At 37.0% G+C, this 22,246-nt stretch carries 16 protein-coding genes; 10 read left to right on the forward strand and 6 right to left on the reverse strand.

Annotated features, from left to right (window positions below):
* The 3 genes from ACYQ0O_RS07420 to ACYQ0O_RS07430 form a co-directional block, all read right to left on the reverse strand.
* The coding region (locus ACYQ0O_RS07420) for a 2-thiouracil desulfurase family protein (RefSeq protein ID WP_459891799.1) at window positions 1–399 on the reverse strand (399 nt) is incomplete at its 3' end.
* 5 nt (window positions 400–404) lie between these two features.
* Window positions 405–1,832, reverse strand: a complete 1,428-nt coding sequence (locus ACYQ0O_RS07425) for an RtcB family protein (RefSeq protein ID WP_459891800.1) — start codon at window positions 1,830–1,832, stop codon at window positions 405–407.
* 119 nt (window positions 1,833–1,951) lie between these two features.
* The gene (locus tag ACYQ0O_RS07430) at window positions 1,952–2,197 is read right to left on the reverse strand and encodes a FeoA family protein (protein WP_075068605.1); all 246 of its coding nucleotides are present in this window, start codon (window positions 2,195–2,197) and stop codon (window positions 1,952–1,954) included.
* 115 nt (window positions 2,198–2,312) lie between these two features.
* Here ACYQ0O_RS07430 and ACYQ0O_RS07435 point away from each other — a divergent pair, with 115 nt between their 5' ends.
* The 6 genes from ACYQ0O_RS07435 (at window position 2,313) to ACYQ0O_RS07460 (ending at window position 12,806) form a co-directional block, all read left to right on the forward strand.
* On the forward strand, window positions 2,313–2,612 hold the full coding sequence (locus ACYQ0O_RS07435; RefSeq protein WP_459891801.1) for a hypothetical protein: 300 nt from the start codon (window positions 2,313–2,315) through the stop codon (window positions 2,610–2,612).
* Window positions 2,613–2,617: 5 nt separating this feature from the next.
* Complete coding sequence (carB, locus tag ACYQ0O_RS07440) at window positions 2,618–5,848, forward strand: carbamoyl-phosphate synthase large subunit (RefSeq protein ID WP_459891802.1); 3,231 nt, start codon at window positions 2,618–2,620, stop codon at window positions 5,846–5,848.
* Between the two features lie 49 nt (window positions 5,849–5,897).
* Complete coding sequence (gene purF, locus ACYQ0O_RS07445; RefSeq protein ID WP_459891803.1) at window positions 5,898–7,289, forward strand: amidophosphoribosyltransferase; 1,392 nt, start codon at window positions 5,898–5,900, stop codon at window positions 7,287–7,289.
* A 257-nt stretch (window positions 7,290–7,546) separates the two neighbouring features.
* Window positions 7,547–8,554 (forward strand): KpsF/GutQ family sugar-phosphate isomerase, encoded by a 1,008-nt coding sequence (locus ACYQ0O_RS07450; protein WP_459891804.1) that lies wholly within the window; start codon window positions 7,547–7,549, stop codon window positions 8,552–8,554.
* A 75-nt stretch (window positions 8,555–8,629) separates the two neighbouring features.
* Window positions 8,630–10,303, forward strand: a complete 1,674-nt coding sequence (locus ACYQ0O_RS07455; protein WP_459891805.1) for an AAA family ATPase — start codon at window positions 8,630–8,632, stop codon at window positions 10,301–10,303.
* 157 nt (window positions 10,304–10,460) lie between these two features.
* Window positions 10,461–12,806, forward strand: coding sequence for a penicillin-binding protein 1A (locus ACYQ0O_RS07460; protein ID WP_459891806.1), 2,346 nt, complete (start codon window positions 10,461–10,463; stop codon window positions 12,804–12,806).
* On the opposite strand, the gene ACYQ0O_RS07465 is transcribed toward ACYQ0O_RS07460, so the two are convergent.
* The gene (locus ACYQ0O_RS07465) at window positions 12,803–13,582 is read right to left on the reverse strand and encodes a hypothetical protein (protein ID WP_459891807.1); all 780 of its coding nucleotides are present in this window, start codon (window positions 13,580–13,582) and stop codon (window positions 12,803–12,805) included. The two genes, ACYQ0O_RS07460 and ACYQ0O_RS07465, sit on opposite strands and share 4 nt — an antisense overlap.
* A 9-nt stretch (window positions 13,583–13,591) precedes the next feature.
* Here ACYQ0O_RS07465 and ACYQ0O_RS07470 point away from each other — a divergent pair, with 9 nt between their 5' ends.
* The 4 genes from ACYQ0O_RS07470 (at window position 13,592) to ACYQ0O_RS07485 (ending at window position 20,860) form a co-directional block, all read left to right on the forward strand.
* Window positions 13,592–14,416 carry a glycosyltransferase family 2 protein gene (locus tag ACYQ0O_RS07470; protein WP_459891808.1) on the forward strand — a complete coding sequence of 275 codons (825 nt, stop codon included), beginning with the start codon at window positions 13,592–13,594 and terminating at the stop codon, window positions 14,414–14,416.
* A gap of 104 nt (window positions 14,417–14,520) precedes the next feature.
* Window positions 14,521–18,738, forward strand: coding sequence for an Ig-like domain-containing protein (locus ACYQ0O_RS07475; RefSeq protein ID WP_459891809.1), 4,218 nt, complete (start codon window positions 14,521–14,523; stop codon window positions 18,736–18,738).
* Window positions 18,739–18,798: 60 nt separating this feature from the next.
* On the forward strand, window positions 18,799–19,278 hold the full coding sequence (locus tag ACYQ0O_RS07480) for a hypothetical protein (RefSeq protein ID WP_459891810.1): 480 nt from the start codon (window positions 18,799–18,801) through the stop codon (window positions 19,276–19,278).
* 28 nt (window positions 19,279–19,306) lie between these two features.
* Window positions 19,307–20,860, forward strand: coding sequence for a clostripain-related cysteine peptidase (locus tag ACYQ0O_RS07485; RefSeq protein WP_459891811.1), 1,554 nt, complete (start codon window positions 19,307–19,309; stop codon window positions 20,858–20,860).
* An 82-nt stretch (window positions 20,861–20,942) separates the two neighbouring features.
* On the opposite strand, the gene ACYQ0O_RS07490 is transcribed toward ACYQ0O_RS07485, so the two are convergent.
* Window positions 20,943–21,413 (reverse strand): YbhB/YbcL family Raf kinase inhibitor-like protein, encoded by a 471-nt coding sequence (locus ACYQ0O_RS07490; RefSeq protein ID WP_459891812.1) that lies wholly within the window; start codon window positions 21,411–21,413, stop codon window positions 20,943–20,945.
* A gap of 105 nt (window positions 21,414–21,518) precedes the next feature.
* Window positions 21,519–22,187: a ribulose-phosphate 3-epimerase gene (rpe, locus tag ACYQ0O_RS07495; protein ID WP_459891813.1), complete on the reverse strand. Its 669-nt coding sequence runs from the start codon at window positions 22,185–22,187 to the stop codon at window positions 21,519–21,521.
* Window positions 22,188–22,246 lie beyond the last annotated feature (59 nt).

Here is a 22,246-nt window from a genome sequence, read left to right on the forward strand (position 1 = left end):
TTTTTTCAAAAACCTTGTGGTTATTCCATCTCCTTTAATCACTTTTCCTCTAAATGTTCCATCATAGATCTTTCCACATCCACAGGAGGGGCTATATTGCTTTAATATTGCAAGTTTTATGTCAAGGAGTTTTGCGATTTTCAGTGTCTCTTTTGCCCCTTTTATGCAATTTTTTGTCACATCTATTCCATTTTTTGTAATGACCTTATTTCCCAAAATTTCCATTGGATCCCTGGGGGTTGGAAGACCCCCAAGTTGTTCTGGGCATACAGGGATTAGAATTTTTGTTTTGGTGAGTTCTAATATTCCTGGATGGGGTTTTGATTTGCCATCATATCTTGATGCAATACCAAGAAGACATGCGCTAATCAGTATTGGGGCATCATGGTCTATTTTCATTGAATTTAACCTTTGATTACACACATTGGCCTTAGCTTTACCACCCTCCTTGCAAGTTTAGCCTCATGGGTTGCATTAACCACCTCATCAACATCCTTGTAAGCATCAGGTGCCTCTTCTGCTGCCCCTCTTTTGCTAGCAGCCAGAACCAAAATTCCTTTAGATGCCAAAGCATTTATCACGTCTTTTCCTCTCCACCTCTTGGTTGCCTGTCTCCTGCTCATTGCCCTTCCTGCTCCATGGCACGCAGAGAAAAAAGCAGGGTCTTCCTGATCCTTATTTCCTGCCAGAATATATGAGCTTGTACCCATGGTTCCACCAATAATTACTGGCTGTCCAACTTCTTGGTATTTTAAGGGGATTTCAGGTGAATAAGGGGGATATGCCCTTGTTGCCCCTTTTCTGTGTACATATAATTTTTTCTTCTGGCCCTCTATCTCATGTATCTCTATTTTGCAGGTATTGTGGCTCACATCATATAAGAGCCTCAGATTCACTCCAGGGAATACCTCATCAAAACACTCCCTAACCAGATGGGTTATAACCTGCCTGTTGGCAAGGGCGCAATTTATACCACATACCATTGCTCCATAGAAGTCCTGGCCCTCCTTTGAATAGATCGGTGCACATACAAGCTCCCTTTCAGGTAGATATATTCCATATTTTTCTGCGGCCTTTTTTAAGATGTGGATATAATCTGTGCCTATTTGGTGTCCAAGTGCCCTGGAGCCACAGTGGATTGTGACAACCACCTGATTTTTTTTTAGACCATAATGGATAGCTGTTTTCTCGTCATAGATTTTTGACACATATTGTATTTCAAGGTAGTGGTTTCCAGATCCAAGGGTGCCGATTTGTCTTTTCTGCCTTTTTTTGGCAATGGCGGATACTTTCTCTGGCATTGCCCCTTTTATCATTCCCCCATCTTCTATAAATTCCAGGTCTTCTTTAAGTCCATAACCTTTGTAAATAGCCCAGTGTGCCCCTTTTATAAGTACCTCGTCTAGTTTCGACTCAGATAGTTTTATCAAACCTTCAGCACCAACCCCAGCAGGAATCCTTTTAAACAGTGTAGTTGCTATTAGGTTTAATTTTTCATCTACCTCTTCTTTTGTAAGAGTGGTAACCAGTGTTCTAACCCCACAGGAAATATCATATCCGATCCCTCCAACAGATATTATACCTCCTTTGTCAGGATCAAATGCTGCAACTCCTCCAATTGGAAACCCATATCCCCAATGGGCATCTGGCATGGCGTAGGATGCCTTTACAATTCCTGGCAGAGTGGCAACATTGGCAATTTGTTCAAATACCTTTGGCTCCAGCCCTTGTATTAAATCTTTAGAGCCAAATAACCTGGCTGGAACCCTCATTCTGCCCTGTTTTGGGATCTCAAAACAAAATTCATTTATTTGTTTTAAACTTTCCTTCATAAGATCTTCTTTTTAGTTTTAGTTTAATGTTCAGGGTCAATATTGGATGTAGTGAGGTTTTTATTCAAATGCTAACATCCATATATTTTATGTCTTAAATTAAGACATTGAACTTATCTCTAAAGGTTTGTATCCACAATGATGTAGTCTGCTTCATTGTTTCTCAAGGTGATTGTAAAATTGTTTATCCTGATGGCTACAGGGTCTTTTAGTGGAGCCCTTCCAATAACCATTATTTCTGCCCCTGGGACTATCCCCATGTCTCTGATCCTTCTACCCAATTCTCCATTGGCCCTTATCTCAATTATTTTTGCCCGCTGGTTTACCTTTAACTTCCGTATGGTCTTATAATTTGTCTCATCCATAATTTTTGCTCCCCATTATATAGTTTTTGACTTGCTACCTGTTATGATGTCTATTACTAGTTTGTCAGTTACAGCGGTTATTATTAATTCATAAAATTTTTTACATTATAACCAAATGGCAAAATTAATAAAAAAAATAGGTCTATCCCCCCTACTTGAGCTTCCAGAAACTCTACAAAAGAAAATTAATAGTATGGAGCAACTGGATATTGATTCAAAATATGTGCTGGCTACTTTATATTATTTGGACTCCATAGGTAAATTGTCAAGTATTAAACAGAGGCTCCCCAGATATACCTCTCTTTCCTGGGAAGAAATTTACAGGTCCCTTAAGCTTCTTGCCCATTTAAACATAATAGAGTATAGGGAGGGACGAGTTTTTTTGAGGGTAAAACCCATTAAATATAAAAGGTGAGATTTATGCCAAAGAGAAAAGATATAAAGAAAATTTTACTAATTGGTTCTGGTCCAATTATCATTGGTCAGGCATGTGAGTTTGACTATTCAGGGACACAGGCAATAAAGGCCTTAAAAGAAGAAGGATACCAGGTTGTTTTGATTAATTCAAATCCAGCCACTATCATGACGGACCCGGACATGGCACATAGGACTTATATTGAGCCAATTACCCCTGACTTTGTTGAAGAGATAATAAAAAGGGAGAGACCAGATGCACTGCTCCCAACTTTAGGGGGTCAGACAGGGCTAAATACCGCTGTAGCAGTGGCTGAGATGGGCGTACTGGACAAGTATGGAGTTGAGCTAATTGGTGCAAAGCTGGATGCAATAAAAAAGGCAGAAAGCAGGGAGCTCTTTAGAGAGGCCATGGAATCAATTGGTCTTAAGGTTCCCAAAAGTGGGATTGCAAGGAGTTTAGATGAGGTCAGGGAAATAGCAAATATGATTTCCTTTCCAATAATTGTAAGACCTGCCTTTACCCTTGGAGGAACTGGGGGTGGAGTTGCCTATAATATAGAAGAGCTTTTGCAGATAGCGTCAAGGGGACTTTCTGCCAGTATGACTTCAGAAGTGATGTTGGAGGAGTCCCTACTGGGTTGGAAGGAATTTGAATTAGAGGTTATGAGGGATAAAAATGACAACTGCGTTGTTATATGTAGCATTGAAAATCTTGACCCAATGGGGATCCACACAGGTGATTCCATAACTGTTGCCCCTGCCCAGACCTTAACAGATAAAGAATATCAAATAATGCGAAATGCAGCCTTTGATATAATGAAGGTAATAGGGGTTGAAACTGGTGGATCAAATGTACAGTTTGCAGTGCACCCTGATACTGGTGATCTCATGGTTATAGAGATGAATCCCAGGGTCTCAAGATCATCTGCCCTTGCATCCAAGGCCACAGGATTTCCAATAGCAAAAATAGCCGCAAAACTTGCCGTTGGATACACGCTAGATGAGCTTCCAAATGATATTACCAGAGAGACTGTTGCATCGTTTGAGCCTTCTATTGACTATGTTGTTGTGAAGATCCCCAGATTTACATTTGAGAAGTTCCCTGGCTCAAGGGATGAGCTCACAACCTCCATGAGGAGCGTGGGGGAGACAATGGCCATTGGCCGCACCTTCAAAGAGGCCCTGCAAAAGGGCTTCAGGTCAATAGAGACAGGTCACATTGGACTCTCAAAGTTAGATGCAGATATCCCTCCAAAAGAAGATATTTTAAATAAACTCAGGACCCCCAATTCAAATAGGCTCCAGTATTTGAGATATGCTATAATGGCTGGTATCCTAGATGAAGAAATATACAAAGAATCATTTATAGATCCATGGTTTATCAGACAGATAAGGGAGGTTATTGACTTTGAAGATAAACTAAAAGAGTGGTCCATGGGGTCCCCAACCTTTAAGGATGAAAAAGATATTTTTATGCTAAAAAGGGCAAAGGAGATGGGATTTTCAGATAAACAGCTTGGTCTTTGTCTGGATATGGATGAGGTTTCTGTGAGGAGCCTTAGAAAATCTTTGAATATAACTCCCACTTACAAGCTGGTTGATACCTGTGCTGCTGAATTTGAGGCATACACCCCATATTTTTATTCCACTTATGAAAAGGAAAATGAGGTCCGGATTTCAGACAAAAAAAAGGTGATGATTTTAGGTGGAGGTCCAAACAGGATTGGTCAGGGGATAGAATTTGACTATTGCTGTGTCCATGCATCCTTTGCCTTGAAGGAGCTTGGTATTGAGACAATAATGGTAAATTCCAATCCTGAGACCGTGAGTACAGATTATGATACATCAGACAAGCTCTATTTTGAGCCATTAACCTTTGAGGATGTATTAAATATTGTGGAGCAGGAAAAACCATATGGGGTGATCGTCCAATTTGGAGGACAAACGCCCCTTAATCTGGCTGTTCCTTTGATGAGGGCAGGGGTAAATATCCTGGGAACTTCTCCAGATAGCATTGATAGAGCAGAGGACAGGGAACGTTTTAAGGATCTCATTCAAAAATTAGGTCTAAAACAGCCAGTAAATGCCACTGCTCAAGAAGAAGAACAGGCAATAAATCTTGCCAAAGATATAGGATATCCCCTGGTAGTTAGGCCTTCATATGTACTTGGTGGCAGGGCCATGGAGATAGTTTACGATGAGTCTGAGCTCAGGGCATATTTTAGAGAGGCAGTTGTAATTAGCCCGGATCATCCTATATTACTAGATAAATTTTTAGAAGATGCAATTGAAGTGGATGTTGATGCCATATCAGATGGAGAAGATGTATATGTTGCTGGTATTATGGAACACATTGAAGAAGCTGGAATACATTCAGGTGATTCTGCGTGTGTTATCCCACCACATACTCTTTCTGATAAGATAAAGAAACAGATACATGATATGACAGTGGCCCTTGCAAAGGAGTTAAATGTAGTAGGGCTTATGAATATACAGTATGCCATAAAAGATGGTGAGATATTTGTCCTTGAGGTAAATCCCAGGGCATCCAGGACAGTTCCCTTTGTATCCAAGGCAACTGGCGTGCCCCTGGCAAAATTTGCAACCTATGTGATGATGGGACATACCCTAAAAGAGCTAGATCCCTGGTCAAAAAGAAAATGGGGATTTACTTCAATTAAAGAAGTGGTACTCCCATTTAATAGATTTCCAGGGGTGGATGTATTCTTAGGCCCAGAGATGAGATCAACTGGTGAGGTTATGGGAATAGATCTGAGTTTTGGCATGTCTTTTCTAAAGGCACAGGCTGGGGCAGGACAGATTTTGCCCAGAGAAGGAAAGGTATTTATTTCTGTAAATGACAGGGACAAACCAAAGATTGTGGAAGTTGCAAAGGGATTTGAAGAACTGGGGTTTGAACTCATTGCAACAAGAGGTACTGCAGAGTTTTTAAAAAAATATGGGATTATATCCCAGGTCGTAAATAAAGTGTATGAGGGTAGACCCAATATCCTGGATATGATCAAAAATAGGGAAGTGGATCTTATAATAAACACAAAATCTGGAAAGTTAACTGCTAAAGATTCTTCATCCCTTAGACGGGCCACCTTGCTTTATGATATCCCTTACACAACCACAGTAGCAGCAGCAAAGGCAATGGTTATGGCACTTAAGGAACTAAAAGGGGGTAGGGGGTATCAGGTTCGTTCTATCCAGGAATATTATAATGAGTAAAGGGTGATATGCCATTTAATAAGAAGATAATAATAAAGGTTTTTAAGACATGAAAAGAGAATCCTGTGGGCTTATTGGAATTTATAATCACAAGGAAGCAGCAAGACTCGCATATTTTGGCCTATATGCCCTGCAGCACAGGGGACAGGAAGGTGCTGGAATCGTCACCTGGGATGGAAAAAAATTAAGGGAAGAGCGGGGGATGGGGCTTGTTGCCGAGGTATTTAATGAAAAACACCTATCTCATGAATTAAAGGGGAATATTGCAATTGGACATGTGCGCTATTCCACTACTGGTGCCTCGCTGCTTAGAAATGTGCAGCCCTTTATTACTTATTTTAAAGGCATTCACATGGCCATTGGACACAATGGAAATCTGGTAAATACAGTGGAGCTCAGACGGGAGCTTGAAAATAAAGGTGCATTATTTCAAACTACCATGGACAGCGAGATATTTGTCCATTTAATTGCCCATGAAACATGCTCAAAAGAGATAGAAGAGGCTATTATCTCTGCATGCGACAAGGTAAAAGGCGCATATTCCCTTGTTATGCTTGTAAACAATAAGTTAATTGGACTAAGAGACCCACACGGTTTTAGACCCCTGGTCCTTGGTCGCATGGGAACCTCCTATGTCATTTCTTCAGAGACCTGTGCGTTAGATCTCATGGAGGCTGAATATTTAAGGGAAATTGAACCAGGGGAGATGGTGGTTATTGATAATGGGACCCTGAAAAGTTTTTTCCTAAAAAAAGATCTCCCTAAAAGGCGCTCTTGTATATTTGAACTCATATATTTTGCAAGGCCAGATTCCACAGTTTTTGGGAAAAATGTCTATGAATCCAGGAAAAAGATGGGAATGGCCCTGGCTTCTGAGGCACCGGTTGATGCGGATTTTTGTATGCCATTTCCTGACTCTGGAGTGTATGCAGCTGTTGGATATGCACACAGGTCCTCTATCCCCTATGAAAATGCAATGATAAGAAATCACTACGTTGGAAGGACATTTATTCAGCCTTCTCAGGATATGCGTGATTTTGGGGTAAGGATGAAACTAAATCCAGTGAGGGACATGATAAAGGATAAGAGGATAGTTATTGTGGAAGATTCGATTGTCAGGGGTACTACAATAAGGACAAGGATAAAAAAATTAAGGGAACTTGGGGCAAGGGAACTGCACATGCGTGTTAGTTGTCCCCCAATTAAATTTCCATGCTATTATGGAATTGACTTTTCTTCAAAAGGAGAACTCATTGCTGCAAATCACAGTGTAGAGGATATTGAGCGTTTTATTGGCCTGGATTCCTTACATTATTTATCCTTAGAGGGCCTTCTTAGAGCTGTTGATGGAGAGGATGATTTTTGCCTGGCCTGTTTTACCGGTGATTATCCAATTGATCCATGTAGTGAATATGGGAAATTATTTTTTGATAGGCTGTAAATTAGTGAATAGTGATTAGTGAAAGGTGGAAGGGTGTGTGTATGTGTATGTGTAAGTGTATGTGTATGTGAAAGTTACAGACCACAGACACAGATTATAGCAGTTGTTAGTTTTTAGTTGTTAGTGGTTAGTCTTTAGTGATTAGTAGAAGGTAGAAGGATGAAGAGTACTAAAACATTAAACGTTAAACTTTGAACCTTGAACTTCGAACATTGAACATTGAACCTTGAACATTATATCTGGAGGAGATTTGTAACATGAGAGGTAGGTCCCCAGATGAGTGGGTGGAATTTGCCAGGCAAGTCTTAGATATTGAAGTTGAAGGAATTTTAGAGGTCAAAAAAAATTTAGACAGGGAATTTTACAGTGTACTCAAATTACTTGCCACATGTAAGGGGCGAATTGTTGTAACAGGAATAGGTAAATCAGGTCTGGTTGGGCGAAAGATCGCAGCAACCTTGAGCAGCACTGGTACCCCGGCATTTTTTCTCCACCCTGTGGAAGGAGCGCATGGGGACCTTGGTATGATCCAAAAAGAGGATGTTGTTTTGGCCATATCAAATAGTGGGGAGACAGATGAGTTAAATGTTATAATACCTGTTTTAAAAAGCCTTGGCCTAAAAATCGTTGCTATGACCTCAAAAAGGGATTCTACACTGGCAAAAATGAGCGATTTTGTGCTATCTATATACGTTCCCAGGGAAGCGTGTGCCTTAAATTTGGCCCCAACTGCATCAACCACTGCAACACTTGCCTTGGGAGATGCAATTGCTGTTTCCCTGACCAGGTGGAAAGAATTTAAAAAAGAAGATTTTAAGAGGTTTCACCCTGGAGGGGATTTGGGCAGAAGACTTTCAATGGATATAGATAAGATAATGCAAAGGGACAATCTCCCCATTGTTCATATAAATGCAAAACTAAAAGATGCCATAGGAGAAATAGATAGTGGTGGTCTTGGCTGTGTGATAGTTGTTGATGATAAAAACAGATTAAAAGGGATTTTAACAGATGGGGATGTAAGGCGGATGGTGGTAAGAGATAGGCTGGATTTAGATGGTAGTGTCTACCACTTTATGACTAAAAATCCCAGGTTTGGAAGGGAAGGGGAAACTGGTGCCAGGATGCTGGATATTATGGAACAGGCAGAAATTACTGTACTTCCAGTGGTAGATGAAAAAATGGTTGTAAAAGGTGTTGTTCATCTTCATGATTTACTTGGAAAAGGCAGATTAAAATTTAATGGAGTTAATTGGTTGAGATCATAAATTTACGGTTTTACCTTTATAACTGCATTTTTTAACCTTTATACCAGGGGATCAGGAGATGGGAGATCCAGAGAGATGAAGAAAATACCTTATGGTTTAAGTGAGTTTAAAGAGATAAAATTGGATAATTTTTATTATGTTGATAAGACAAAATATATTCCAATAATTGAACTCCTTCCACGATATATATTTTTTATTCGTCCCAGACGTTTTGGTAAGTCGCTATTTCTTTCAATGCTTCATTATTATTATGATGAGAAATATAAAGAAGAATTTAGAGAGATATTCAAAGACACATGGATAGTTGAGAATAAGACGAAAGAAGCAAACAGTTACAAAATACTAAGATTTAATTTTAGTTCTATTGATAGTAGCAGGTATAAAGATAGTTTCTATTATTATGTGCGTTCCAGGATAGAAGAGTTTGTTGAAAGATATGAATTAGATGTAAAATTGACTGTAGATAATCCAATAGACTTGCTGGATCAATTATTTTTAAAGTTAAAGAAATATCAAATGAGAATTTATTGTTTAATAGATGAATATGACAACTTTGCTAATGAGCTTTTAAGTAAAGATAAAGAAGGATATACAAAATTGGTATCTGAACAGGAATCATTATTTAAGCAATTTTTTAAGGTGTTAAAAGCAGCAACTGATATGGAAGGCAGTCCACTGAAAAAGATGTTTATAACCGGTGTTACTCCAATGACCATGTTTGATGTAACCAGTGGATTTAACATTGGAATGTTTGAGAGCAATAATCCTCGTCTAAATGGCATGCTGGGTATAACAAAGGAAGAACTGCAGGAATTATGTAAATATTATAGTTTGAATATTGACTTTGATTCCATAAATACGTGGTATAATAATTACAGATTTTCACCAAAATCATACGAAAGAGTTTATAATCCAGATATGGTGATGTATTATGTAAGTAAATTATTACAAACAGGTGAGCCACCTGAAGAGATGACAGATATTAATATAAGGATAGATTATGGGAAATTAAGGTGGCTGGTATATACAGATAAAAAATTAAATGGTAATTTTAATTTACTGGAAAATATAGTTACAGGAAATTTGGTCAAAGTATCAAAAATAAAAGATGCATTTTCTGCTTTTGAATTATCTGATGAGGAAAATTTTACATCTCTTTTATATTATCTTGGTCTGATTACTATAAAAGATTTCAGTTTAAAGCTGGGGGTGGGGCTGGTTAATGAAACTGTTCGTTATTTAATAAGTGAATATATGGCTAAATTGTTGAAAGTGAATGATCTCTTTAAAATAAATATGATGACATTTGAGGATAAACTAGAAAAATTTGCCTTGGAAGGTAAATTAGATGTATTTAAATATCTGGGTGAAGTATTAAATAAATCAACAGGAATAAGGGATTATATACATAATGAAACAGCAATAAAGATGTTATATTTAGTTTATATTAATTTAAGCGGATATTTAGGAGTCAGGAGTGAACAAGAATTAAATAAAGGATATGCAGATATTTTAATATATCCCAGAAATGAATATGTGAAGTATTTTGGATTAATAGAGATCAAGTATATAAAAAGAGGGGAAATAAATGAAGAAAAGATAGAGAGAAAATTAGAGGAGGCAAGAAAACAACTTGATGCATATAAAGAAGATGAATTGGTGCAATACTGGTTACAAAAAAATAAAGAGCTAAAGAAGATCATTTTACTGTTTCATGGCTGGGAGCTTGTTCATTGTGTAGAAGCATAAAAAGTTTAACTGCTTATTTTTTTAGATTAGTGAATAGTGATTAGTGATTGGTGAAAGGTAGAAGGATGAAGGTAGAAGGGTGAAGACTACCCTCAGACACAGATCACATACACGACACACCAATAACTAACTCTTTAATATTAAACGTAAGAAGAACATGAGATACATTAAAATCTTGTTTATATTTTTTCTGGTTATTGGAATATTAGGGGCAGGATTTTTAATAGGTGGTTATTTCTGGATTTCCAGGGGGCTTCCTGAAATAAAGAAGATTACAGACTACAGCCCATGCCTCACCACTACAGTTTATTCGAGAAATAATTCAGTGATTGGATATTTTTATAGACAGAATCGTTTTTTGTTTTCCCTAAAAGATGTACCAGACTATGTAAAAGATGCGTTTTTGGCAGCCGAGGACAGTGAATTTTATCACCACAAGGGAATTGATTTTATGGGAATACTCAGGGCGGCTATTAAAAATATTGAAGCTGGTACAATTGTGCAAGGGGGATCTACAATTACCCAGCAGGTGGTAAAATCAATACTCCTTAGTCCTGAGAGGAGTTATAAAAGAAAGATAAGGGAGGCAATCCTTGCGTATAGACTGGAAAAATATTTGACCAAAGATGAAATTTTAACCATCTACCTCACCCAGATATATCTTGGCGCAGGTGCATATGGGGTTGAGGCCGCTGCCAGGACATATTTTGGAAAGCATGCAAAAGACTTAACTTTAGCTGAAGCCGCTATTCTAGCTGGTCTTCCAAAGGCACCTTCTCTGTATAATCCTTACAGACATCCAGACAGGGCAAAGATAAGACAAAAATATGTGCTCACCCGGATGTTGAAATTGGGGTGGATTACAAAGAAGCAGTATGAAGAGGCAATCTCATCTCCCCTGGAGCTTAAAAAGATGGAAGATCCATCCTGGAAAATTGGTCCATATTTTTTGGAAGAGGTGAGGAGGTTTTTAATCCAGAGATATGGAGAGGATAGGACTTATTGTGGAGGACTTCAGGTTTATACTACAATGGATATCAAACATCAGAAGGCTGCTGAAAAGGCTCTAAGGGCAGGACTTATTGCCTCAACAAAAAGGCGTGGTTTTAGAGGACCAATTGAGCATCTCATTAAAAAGCAAGAGATTGATAAATTTTTGTCTCACAATTCAAACGAACTACTTCAGGAACTTAAATTAGGTAAGTGGATAAAGGTCCTTGTAGAAAATGTGAAAAAAACAGGTGCTCAGGTAATATTTGGGAACAATACAGGTTTCATACCCGTTAAATCCATGTCCTGGTGCAGGGAAATAAATCCTGAGAAGGCTCCGGAAGAGGTCCCAAAGATAAGGGATGCAACGAGGGTATTAAGAGTGGGGGATGTTGTATATGCGTCTTTGGATAAGATAGATAAAAACGGTAATATAACTTTAAATTTAGAGCAAGAACCTTTAGTTGAGGGAGCAGTTGTCTCTTTAGATCCAAAATCAGGAGAGGTACTTGCACTTGTTGGAGGTTATGATTTTTCCAGGAGCCAATTTGATAGGGCGACTCAAGCAAAGAGGCAGACAGGCTCTGCTTTTAAGCCAATTGTGTATTCAGCAGCTTTAGATCATGGATTTACAGCAGCCTCAGTAATATTGGATGCACCAATTGTGTATAGGGACCTCAGCACAAATTCCACCTGGCGTCCTGAAAACTATGAGAGGACAATATATGGACCAACACTTTTTAGAACAGCCCTGGTCTATTCCAGAAATTTGGTGACCATTAGAATAGCCATGAAAATAGGTATTGACACAATAATCAAAAGGGCAAGGACAATGGGACTTGAGGCAGATTTTCCAAGAAATCTCTCTGTTTCCCTTGGAAGTGCCTCGGTTTCTCTTATAAATCTCTGTAAGGCATATACTGGTTTTGCAAGACTTGGGACCATAATTGACCCTGTAATTATAAGGAAAATAGAAGATTCTTTTGGAAGGGAAATTGAGATCATAACTTCTATTGTAAAGAAAGCCATATCTCCTCAAAATGCGTATATAATGGATTACTTAATGCAACAGGTGGTAAAATATGGAACAGGCTGGAGGGCAAAGGTCTTAAAAAGACCTGTAGCTGGAAAAACAGGAACAACCGATGAACAAAAGGATGCATGGTTTATGGGGTTTACACCATATCTATTGACAGGTGTGTATGTTGGTTTTGATGTGCCTGCGCCAATGGGAAAATATGAGACAGGCTCACGGGCTGCCTGTCCCATTTTTGTAAAATACAGACAGCAGGTTGAAGAAGATTATCCAGTGGAGGATTTTAAAAGACCTCCAGGGATTATTATGGTCAGGGTGGATGCAAAAAATGGAAAACTGGCTGGTCCCAACACAAAAGAGAGCTATATACTTCCATTTATTGCAGGAACTGAACCCAGGGAAATATCCAGGGGTGAAGAGAGCGGTATAAGTGGTAGTGGGGATACCAAGGAGGATGTCCTAAAGCATATTTTTTAAAGGGTGTGGTCTGGAAATAAATTGTAGAGGATATCTTGTAGAAGCTTTGCTTCCCTCTCAAACTTATCTCTATTTACATCAAGAACCGGGGTCTTTGACATAAGGACAAACTCAAGTCCCATTTTATTTATTTTGTCAGAGGTGGAAATAGCAGAAGAGAGATATTGTCTTATATGTGTGAGGCGTTTTATTAGGAATTTTTTTATATCAAGGATAGTTACATCTCTGTTGAAAAAATTTAGAATTAGGTCAATTAATTCTTTTAAATCTTCTCTTGATTTAAATTTCAGGAAAAACATCTCAAAAAAGGAAATAACATTGTCATTCCATGAGATATTGGTGTTTTTCATTTTATAAATGATTTCTGTAGAGGGTTGTCTTAGTTCAAAGAGAGTCTTTAGTATTTTATCAGGGATCTCAACATGCCATTTGATGCCCAAGAATAAATCAATGAAAAATTTTTCAGGTGGATATATGGTTATAATTTCTCTACATATATTTAATTGTAATTGTTTTATATTGTGTTTTAAATATCTGGAATATTCTTTTATGGTCTTCCGGGACACATAGGGTGGTGCAATGGTGTAGAAATTTTCTTTAAATTTATTATCAGGATATACAATAAGCTTTAGTAGATGAGGCTCATTTTGTAATAATTTTTGTAGATCCTTTGTATGGGATATTCCATAATTGGACTCAAAAAAATCTATTGCTTCTTTTGTTATAAGAAATTGTTTAGAAAAATAATTTAGTAAGAAACTTTTTAATTTGTCCATTTTTTATCCATGAAGGTATCAATAATTATACCTACCTATAATAGGGCCCATCTTGTAAAAAGGGCAATTTATTCTGTTTTAAATCAGACGTTCAAAAATTTTGAATTAATTGTTGTAGATGATGGGTCTCAAGATAACACAAAAGAGGTACTTGAATCAATTGATGATTTAAGGGTAAAGATAATTTTTCAGGAAAATAGGGGTGTATCAGCTGCGAGAAATAAGGGAATATATGAAAGTAGCGGGGATATAATTGCACTTTTAGATTCTGATGATGAATGGCTTGAAGATAAATTAAAAGTACATCTAAGATTCCATATTGAAGGGGGATTTGAGATATCCCAGACAGAAGAGATATGGATAAGGGGGGGGGAAAGGGTAAATCCGGGAAACAAGCACAAGAAAAAGGCTGGTTGGATATTTGAGCCATCACTGGAACTATGTTTAATAAGCCCATCTTGTGTTATGTTTTCTAAAAGATTTTTTGAAGAAATTGGCCCATTTGATGAAAGCTTACTTGCATGTGAAGATTATGACATGTGGCTTAGGGCTACATTAAAATATCCTGTTGGTTTATGCCCATATCCTCTGGTTATAAGGTATGGGGGAAGATGTGATCAACTCTCATCAAAAATAATAGGCCTTGATTTATATAGGATATATTCCCTGATAAAAATTTTAAAAAGGGAAAATTTAGATGGCGATCAACTTAATTCTGCAAAGAAGATGTTGAAAATAAAGTCAAAAACATATGTAATGGGATGTTTGAAAAGGGGAAAGATTGAAGAAGCTGAGAGGGTTATGAAATTGACAAATTTAAAAATTGGTTCTTGAATTATATTGTGATTAATGTCATTGATGGACTAGGGGAATTGACGATATTAATTGACAGGAAATTGTTTTCTGGAAATGATTAAAACAAAAAAGAGGAGGGTCTCATGAAAAAGTTAAGGAGACTAAAGACAGTGGGGTGGGTGTTATTTTTGTTTTTAGGTGTTTTAATCTATGGATGTGGTGGTGACTCAGGTACCTCTACAGAAGGATCATCGTCTGGAGGTGGTGGCGTCCAATATGGGAGTGCTTCTTTGGTTGGTACAGTTGGAAGCGGGGGGAGCAAACGTGCTGTAAGAGCTGATAGTAATTTAACTCAGGGTGTTGTTTCACTTGTTGTTGACCTTGATGGGGATGGAACATTTGGTTCATCTGGGGATAAGACTTACCACGGAGTAATTCAGAGTAGTGGTGAGTTTTCATTATTGAATGTCCAGGTTAAAAAAGAGAGTTCTACCCAGGCAAAACTAACTATTGAGAAGAATGGTTGTGCACCTTATGAAAAGATTGTTGAGTTAAGTGCTGGTGATTCTGTAAAGTTGTCAGCAGATGTTAGTCCAGTAGAAAAGACTACTGTAACGATAAAACATAAGAGAGATGGGGGATATATTATTTTTGGAATTAAGGATTCTCCTGATGGTACAAAAAAGATATTTGCAAAAAGGGCCACAAGGGCTGATGATGCTGTGAATGCTACTGGAACAAAAGCCCAAGTAGCTATTCCTGTAGATAGTATCCCTGATAATGTTGAAGAACTTACTGCCTCCATGAGATTGTTTGATAGTGGTAATTCAAAGGACATAAAACAATTTCCTGGAGAATTTAAAGGCACTGGTTATCCTGCTACAAAATCAGATGATAAGGTTGTCCAGTTAAAATCCATAGCCTTTCTATATGCAGATTTTACCGATCAAGATGGGAAAAAGGTTGATTTTGAAGAGAAAAAAAATAGGCAGGATGGAACGTGTTCAAATTTAGAAGTAGTCTTAAATGTCCCAGATGGTCAGATCTCTCAGCTTACAGATGATGTCCCTGGAAAGGGTCAATATGATGTGCCTATCTGGAGATACAATCCAGATACAGGCATGTGGGAGTTTATTACTGAAGGGGAACTTTACTACAGTAATGGAACAGCAGTGGAAGATAGTGCTACGAGCTTAACAGGATCTGGTTTTTATGTAAAAGGCTGTTTGCCTCCAGGCTGGACATACTGTAACCTGGATTATGGAGTATGGTTTGGTCAGGAACCGAAGGAAATTACAGTTTGTATAAAAGCGATGGATCAAAATAATAATCCTATTCCTAGAGTGTGGATGTATGCTGAAGGGAAGTCAGATAATGCAGGTAACACCTATGTGGATAGCTCTACTGATAATAGTGGTCTGGCAAAAATTCAGGTCTCTATCCCTGGGGATTCCTCTGACATACTTAAGGCTATTAAAAATAATTATGAATTTTCATGGGAATATTATGCCTATGGATGGATAGCAAATGAAATTGATTTATCTAATTTGACGGATTCTGAACTTTCTGGATGCGACTATTATATGGATTTACAGATACAAAATCCATTTGATTCTCAGATTAAGGTCACTGTTAAAGATCAGAATGGTAATCCAATAAAAGATGAGTGGGTGACTGTAGATGATGGATCAAATTATTATGACGCAAAAATGACAGATGGAAATGGAGAGGTCCTATTTGATGTGAAGTCAAATACGCTTTACTATATTTACGCTCTTGGGCAGGAAAAGAGGGCTAAAGTAGATAAAGAAGTAGATTTAGAAGAAACATCTGATAATGGTCAATTAGTCAGTGTTGATATTAGTAAGCCAGAAGATATTGCTCCTGAGGTATATATTCAAATTAATCCTGCCTGGGGTGTTAAACCAGGAAGTATGGTGACTGCTTATATTTATGCCAGTGATGTAGATAGTGAGAATCTGTCTTTAACAGACGCCCAATTTAATTCAGAGAGTGTAGTAGAAAGCTGTTCTGAGATATATTCTTATTATGGCTATGCTGCATGGCAATGTAGTCTGGATACCACTGGACTGTCTGGAAGTACAACTTTTAATGCTACAGTATCAGATGGTAAAAAATCAACTTCTCAATTAGCTAGCATAGATGTTATTTCAAATAGATCTCCTCAAGTGTATGGTATTGATATTAAGCGGAACGGAAATTATGTCTGGGATTGGAATGCATTGAAGGTAAATACTTCATACACTTTTACTGCTTATGCGTGGGATCCAGATGGTGATACACTGAGTTATACCTGGAATGTATCAGGTGGTGATTGTACTACTCAACAAAATAGCGTTAATTGTACTTTTAATTCAGAAGGAAATTACACCATAAAGACAATAGTAAATGATGGAGAATTCAATGCTACTTATAGCATAGATGTACATGTTGGGAACCAGGCACCTATTATTTATGCCTTTGGGACATCAACAGTTGATCCTAAAGCAGGAGATCAAATAGATGTTTTTGCTTATGCCTATGATCCAGATTCTGGTGAAAATACTGCTTTAGGTGTTGATAATTTTACGTGGAAAGTTGACGGACTTACCGCTAATGCAACTGAGGCAGATTATGACAATAGCACTGGCTATTATACTGGTAAATTAAATCTGCCCTCTGATGTTCCACTTAAGGGATATTTTGATGTAACTTTAGTTGTAACTGATGCTTACGGCAAGAAGACCAGTGATTCTTTCAAAGTATGGGTCAGCGCCCCTTCTGATTTGCCAGATGTAACAACTACAATGGCAGATTTTTTAAATAATCCAACAGATGAGAATTTTACAACCCTTCTCAATGTTATTAACTCTCTTCCTGAGACAAAAGAAACCCACCTATGGAGGGCAACTGCTACCCTGTTAAAGTTGTATCAGGATAATCAAAGTTTTTTTGATACCCTGGGGCTAAATCTGGATTCAACCCTTGGCAATTTAAATCCTGAAGATATTTTTTTAAATCTTTTGAGACTTGCTGATTATGATCAGGAACTAAAAGGGGTCCTTGATGATTTACTTAGTAAACTGGATACTGTATTAGATGACTTACAGGATGCAGAGGGTGTAAATACAAATATCAGTGTTACAGGTTTTGATACCATCTATTTTGACGATTTTGACGTAAAGAGTATGGAGGCAATAGTAAAAGCAGTAAAGGCCATTTGTCTCTATATAGAGTCACTTGATTTGACCGTATCTAATTGGACAGTGGATGGTGAGGATATTAGAGATCTAATAGAAAGTGGACAGGAATTATCTTCCTATCAATTGGAATCCTTTATGACTAATAATCAAAACCTGTTTACCTACATAGACACATTAAAACTGCAGGAATCCATAGAAGCATTTAAAGCTGCAGTTGATAAGTATGATGAGATCTTAAATAACCTTTCAGATGATTATTTTGCCAATAGACGTAAGGTTCAACACGCCATCTTTATTGACAATAATTCCACAGCTCAGGTTTGGAAACAGATATTAGACTCTTTTAAAGTAGGTATTGATGATCAATATGCAGATATAAAGATGTACATAGAGGAATATGTGGGGAAAACTATGGTGCATGCGGATGATGACAATTATTATATACAGGAATTATACAATATTGGAGTGATGTATTTTAAACCAGCGGATTCTGATTTCACTTTATATCATGTAGCTTGTGGTGAAAAAACACTAAGGGATGTAATAATGGCTTCGTTAGAGGGCTATGATTTATATGTTGTTGATTCCTCAAGAGGTGAAGAAATTATAGGAAAAAATGTCCCAGAAATAGATTGGAGCAATCCAATAGATACAACTGATACATATGAAGTGCCAATAGCAGATATTACCGTTGATGGTGATGCCAGTGATTGGAATGCAATACCTGTTTTCCGTACAGTGGGAAATACAGAGATTAAGATAGCAAGGAGTAGTGATAGCCAGTATTTTTATGTATATGCGAGACATACAAATCAATCCCAGGGAGAGTCATGGAAGTTTTATTTAGGGAGTTTGAAGATTAACATACATTATGGTTATGGGATATTATATACAGGTTATTCAGGTGAGGAATTTAAGACTATTTATTATGAATTTGAGGATGGGTATAGTCCAGATTGGTCATTCTCTGAAGATTTTAGCCAGGTCACAGAGTCGAATGAAAATGTATCGGAAATAGAAGCTAAATTTACAGGATTAGATAGGTTACTTCAACCCGACTCAATAAATGGATTGGCTTATTATGAATATAAGGATTATAACGTAGTATACGATAAAGCTATTGTTTTTAAACTCCTCCCTGAGATTTCAACTCAATAAATAGCTGGAGGAATTATTCCAAAGGAGGGCATTATAAGCCCTCCTTTTTTTAAATTTATTATGTGGAAAAGACGGTTATTAATAGGTAGTATTCTTTTTGCAGGAATTGTGATTGCAATTTTCTATTTTGAAAACAATAAAGTAATTAGAAAAACATATTCATTAAAGCCTCCTAAGATAACTGATGTAGGTCCAACCGCTCAAGATATTGACATTAGTAGAAAGATAGGAAAATATATAGTTCATGTTAAAGCAAAAAAGATTTTTTTTAAAAGAAAAAATATCCTTATGTTTAAAACCAATCTCATGAAAGTGATTGTTGCCAGGGACGTTAAATTAACCATTTTAAAAGATAGTAAAGAAGAATTTGTTTTTAAGAAAAAGAAAGTTACACTCAAACCCGACTTAGGTTACATAGCTATCCCTTATCCAGTAGTTGTTTTTCCTGGAGATTTTAAACAACCCTATAAAGTGGTTGTAGACTTTAAAAGATCAAAAATTACATTGTACTATAAAAATTTTAAAAAAGAGTTAAATTAAATAGTTTTTTATATTTAAGGACAAATATATGCAAAAATATTTTCAAAGAGTAATTATGATTTTGTCTTTATGTGTATTTTTATCTATTTTTTCATGTAATGGAGGAGGTGGTGGGGATAGTAAAGAACAAATCTCTTTTAAATTGAACTCCTACGAAGTAAGCCCATCTCAAATATCACGTTCCAGTAATGATTATGTGGTATTTACCTGGAAAGTAAACTCCAATCATTTACCATATTATATGGATATTTATGTTTCTGATGATGATAAAATTGATGATTCTGACACCAGAATAATTCACTACAGAACAGATAAATTAGATGATAGTTATATTCTTCCCTCACAGAATCTATCAAGTGTATTGGGTGGCCCACATTTTATAATATTTGATGCTTATTATAATGACGTACACAGCATAAAGTATGTTTCCAATGTTATTTTTAAAACAAAATGGACGGTTATTGTTTACATGGATGGAGATAATAGTCTTTGCACGGAGATTGATAATGATCTAAATGAAATATCCAAAATAGGCTCATCAAAAGATGTTAATGTAGTAGTTCAGACTGATTCAAATTCAGACACAACAAAAAGGTATTTTATATTGCAAAATGAGAATCGATTATTAGCTGATCTTGGTGAATTAAATATGGCAGAACCAGATACATTAATAGATTTTGTTACCTGGGCAGTGGATAATTATCCAGCAGAACATTATCTACTTGTATTATGGGATCATGGTACAGGATTTAAGAGTATTCGTGCAAAAAGAGATATATTTGAAGACGACACTTCAAATGGAGTGGCCATGAGCATACCAGATCTGGGATATTCCCTTGCAAAGATAAAGGAACACATTGGGAAAAAAATAGATATAGTTGGTATGGATGCGTGTCTAATGGGCATGGTGGAAATAGCCTATGAAATTAAAGATTATGCTGATTTTATGGTGGCCTCAGAAAATACTGAGCCGTTTGCTGGATGGCCCTATGATGCTATTTTGTCCTATTTAATTAAAGATAAAGAAGGCAATATAACTTCTTATGATCTCAGTAAAAAAATAGTAGAACTTTTTGTCTCCTCTTATACTTCAAGTGATGAAGCAACCCTGTCAGCAATTGACCTATCTAAGATGGACTCTCTGATCGACTCACTAAGTGATTTTACTGGGGATTTAATTAATGGAGTCCAGGGGGATCCGGCCTTGAAGAATGCCCTGAAGACTACCATATATAATGGTGTTCAAAAGTTTGATGATGGAGGCGATGAATTTGGGATTGATTTAAATGATTCCTATGTGGATTTATACCATCTTATTTACTTGATTCAAGACTCTTTTCCCTCTTATTTCACCAAGGCACAGGATGTACTCTCTGCGATCCAGAATGCTATGATATCATCTGGTGTATCAACAGATTCGGAAGATTCAAATCCCCCTTCTATTCTTGGCAATGTACATGGTTTAAGTATATGGTATCCAGATCCAGAAAATTGGGATGCAGATAATCTGGAGTATCTTCAGTTACAGTTTACATTAGATACTAGATGGGACACACTTATTACCACCATATGGGATTTATAATAATCTGGGCAATGAGATTATCTTTTTCACAGGCCAATATTATTACCCTTGAATAAGCAAAAAAAACCGAGATGGGTGCTTGTTATTTTTGTTCAAAATATCCAGTATAGCTTGTCTTATTCAGCACGTGGGGAGATATGGCCTTTAATAGCTCTTCATACGTTGGATTTTCTCTCACCTTTATTTCTTTTACATCAAGGGCATATATAGTGGTTACATAGGGGTGTTTTCCTGTACCCCTTGGGGGTTGTGGCCCACCATATCCCCTAAATCCAAAAGAATTTATGAGTTCTTTGCATGTTGAGCAACTGTTAGATAGAGAAAAGCCTTCTTTAAGGGATGTTAAATTTGAAGGTATGTCTATGACTGCCCAATGGAGCCAGTTTCTTGCAACTGGATGGGGATCTACCATGATAAGTACAAAAGATTTGGTTTCTGATGGTGCATTTTCCCAGGTGAACTCAGGGGATATGTTCTCACCACCTATGGTCTTCATTACATATTTTTTTGGCATAAGGCCTTGATCTGGATAAGAGTTACTTTTGAGTATCATATGATTACCTCCTAAAGCACTAATGGTGCCTAAAAATATAAATATAAAAACATAAATTAGCTTCTTCATCTATCATCTTCCAGGTATAAGTAGTCATTAAATTTTTTATTTTTTAGAAATCGCATCTAAAAACTCTTTGTGTCTTTTGTCATAAGGGGGATAATTGAAAAATGCAGAGCCTGATACTAAGACATTAGCCCCGGCATTAACTAGATCTTTAGCATTATCTAAACTAACTCCTCCATCTACCTGTATTAAGGTGTCCAATCCCTCACAATCTATCATCTGTCTTATTTCCTTCACCTTTTTTACTGTATATGGGATAAATTTCTGTCCACCAAATCCAGGGTTTACGCTCATTATAAGGACCATGTATAGTTTTGGCAATATGTATTTTATTATTTCTATTGGTGTGTGTGGATTTAAGGCCACTGCTGGTTTTACACCAAGTTCTGAAATTTGGGAAATCACAGAATCTAAGTGGATGCATGCTTCAGCATGTACGCATAGAAGATCAGCCCCTGCTTTTTTAAATGCCATTAAATATCTTTCAGGATTTTCAATCATTAAATGCACGTCAAAAAAAAGGGAACTTTTGGGTCTGCATTTTTTAATAATTACCGGTCCCAGGGTGATATTGGGTACAAAGTGTCCATCCATGACATCCCAGTGGACCCATTTTATTTTTGCCTCCTCAAGACCTTTTAATTCCTTTTCAATATTTGCAAAATCACATGAGAGAAGAGAGGGAGATAATATAAATTTAGTTTTCATAATCACTCCTATAAAAAAGTTGTTGACTCTGCATACTTCTCTCTATATCCCTTAAGTTC

It is taken from the genome of Desulfothermus okinawensis JCM 13304 (assembly GCF_054654515.1).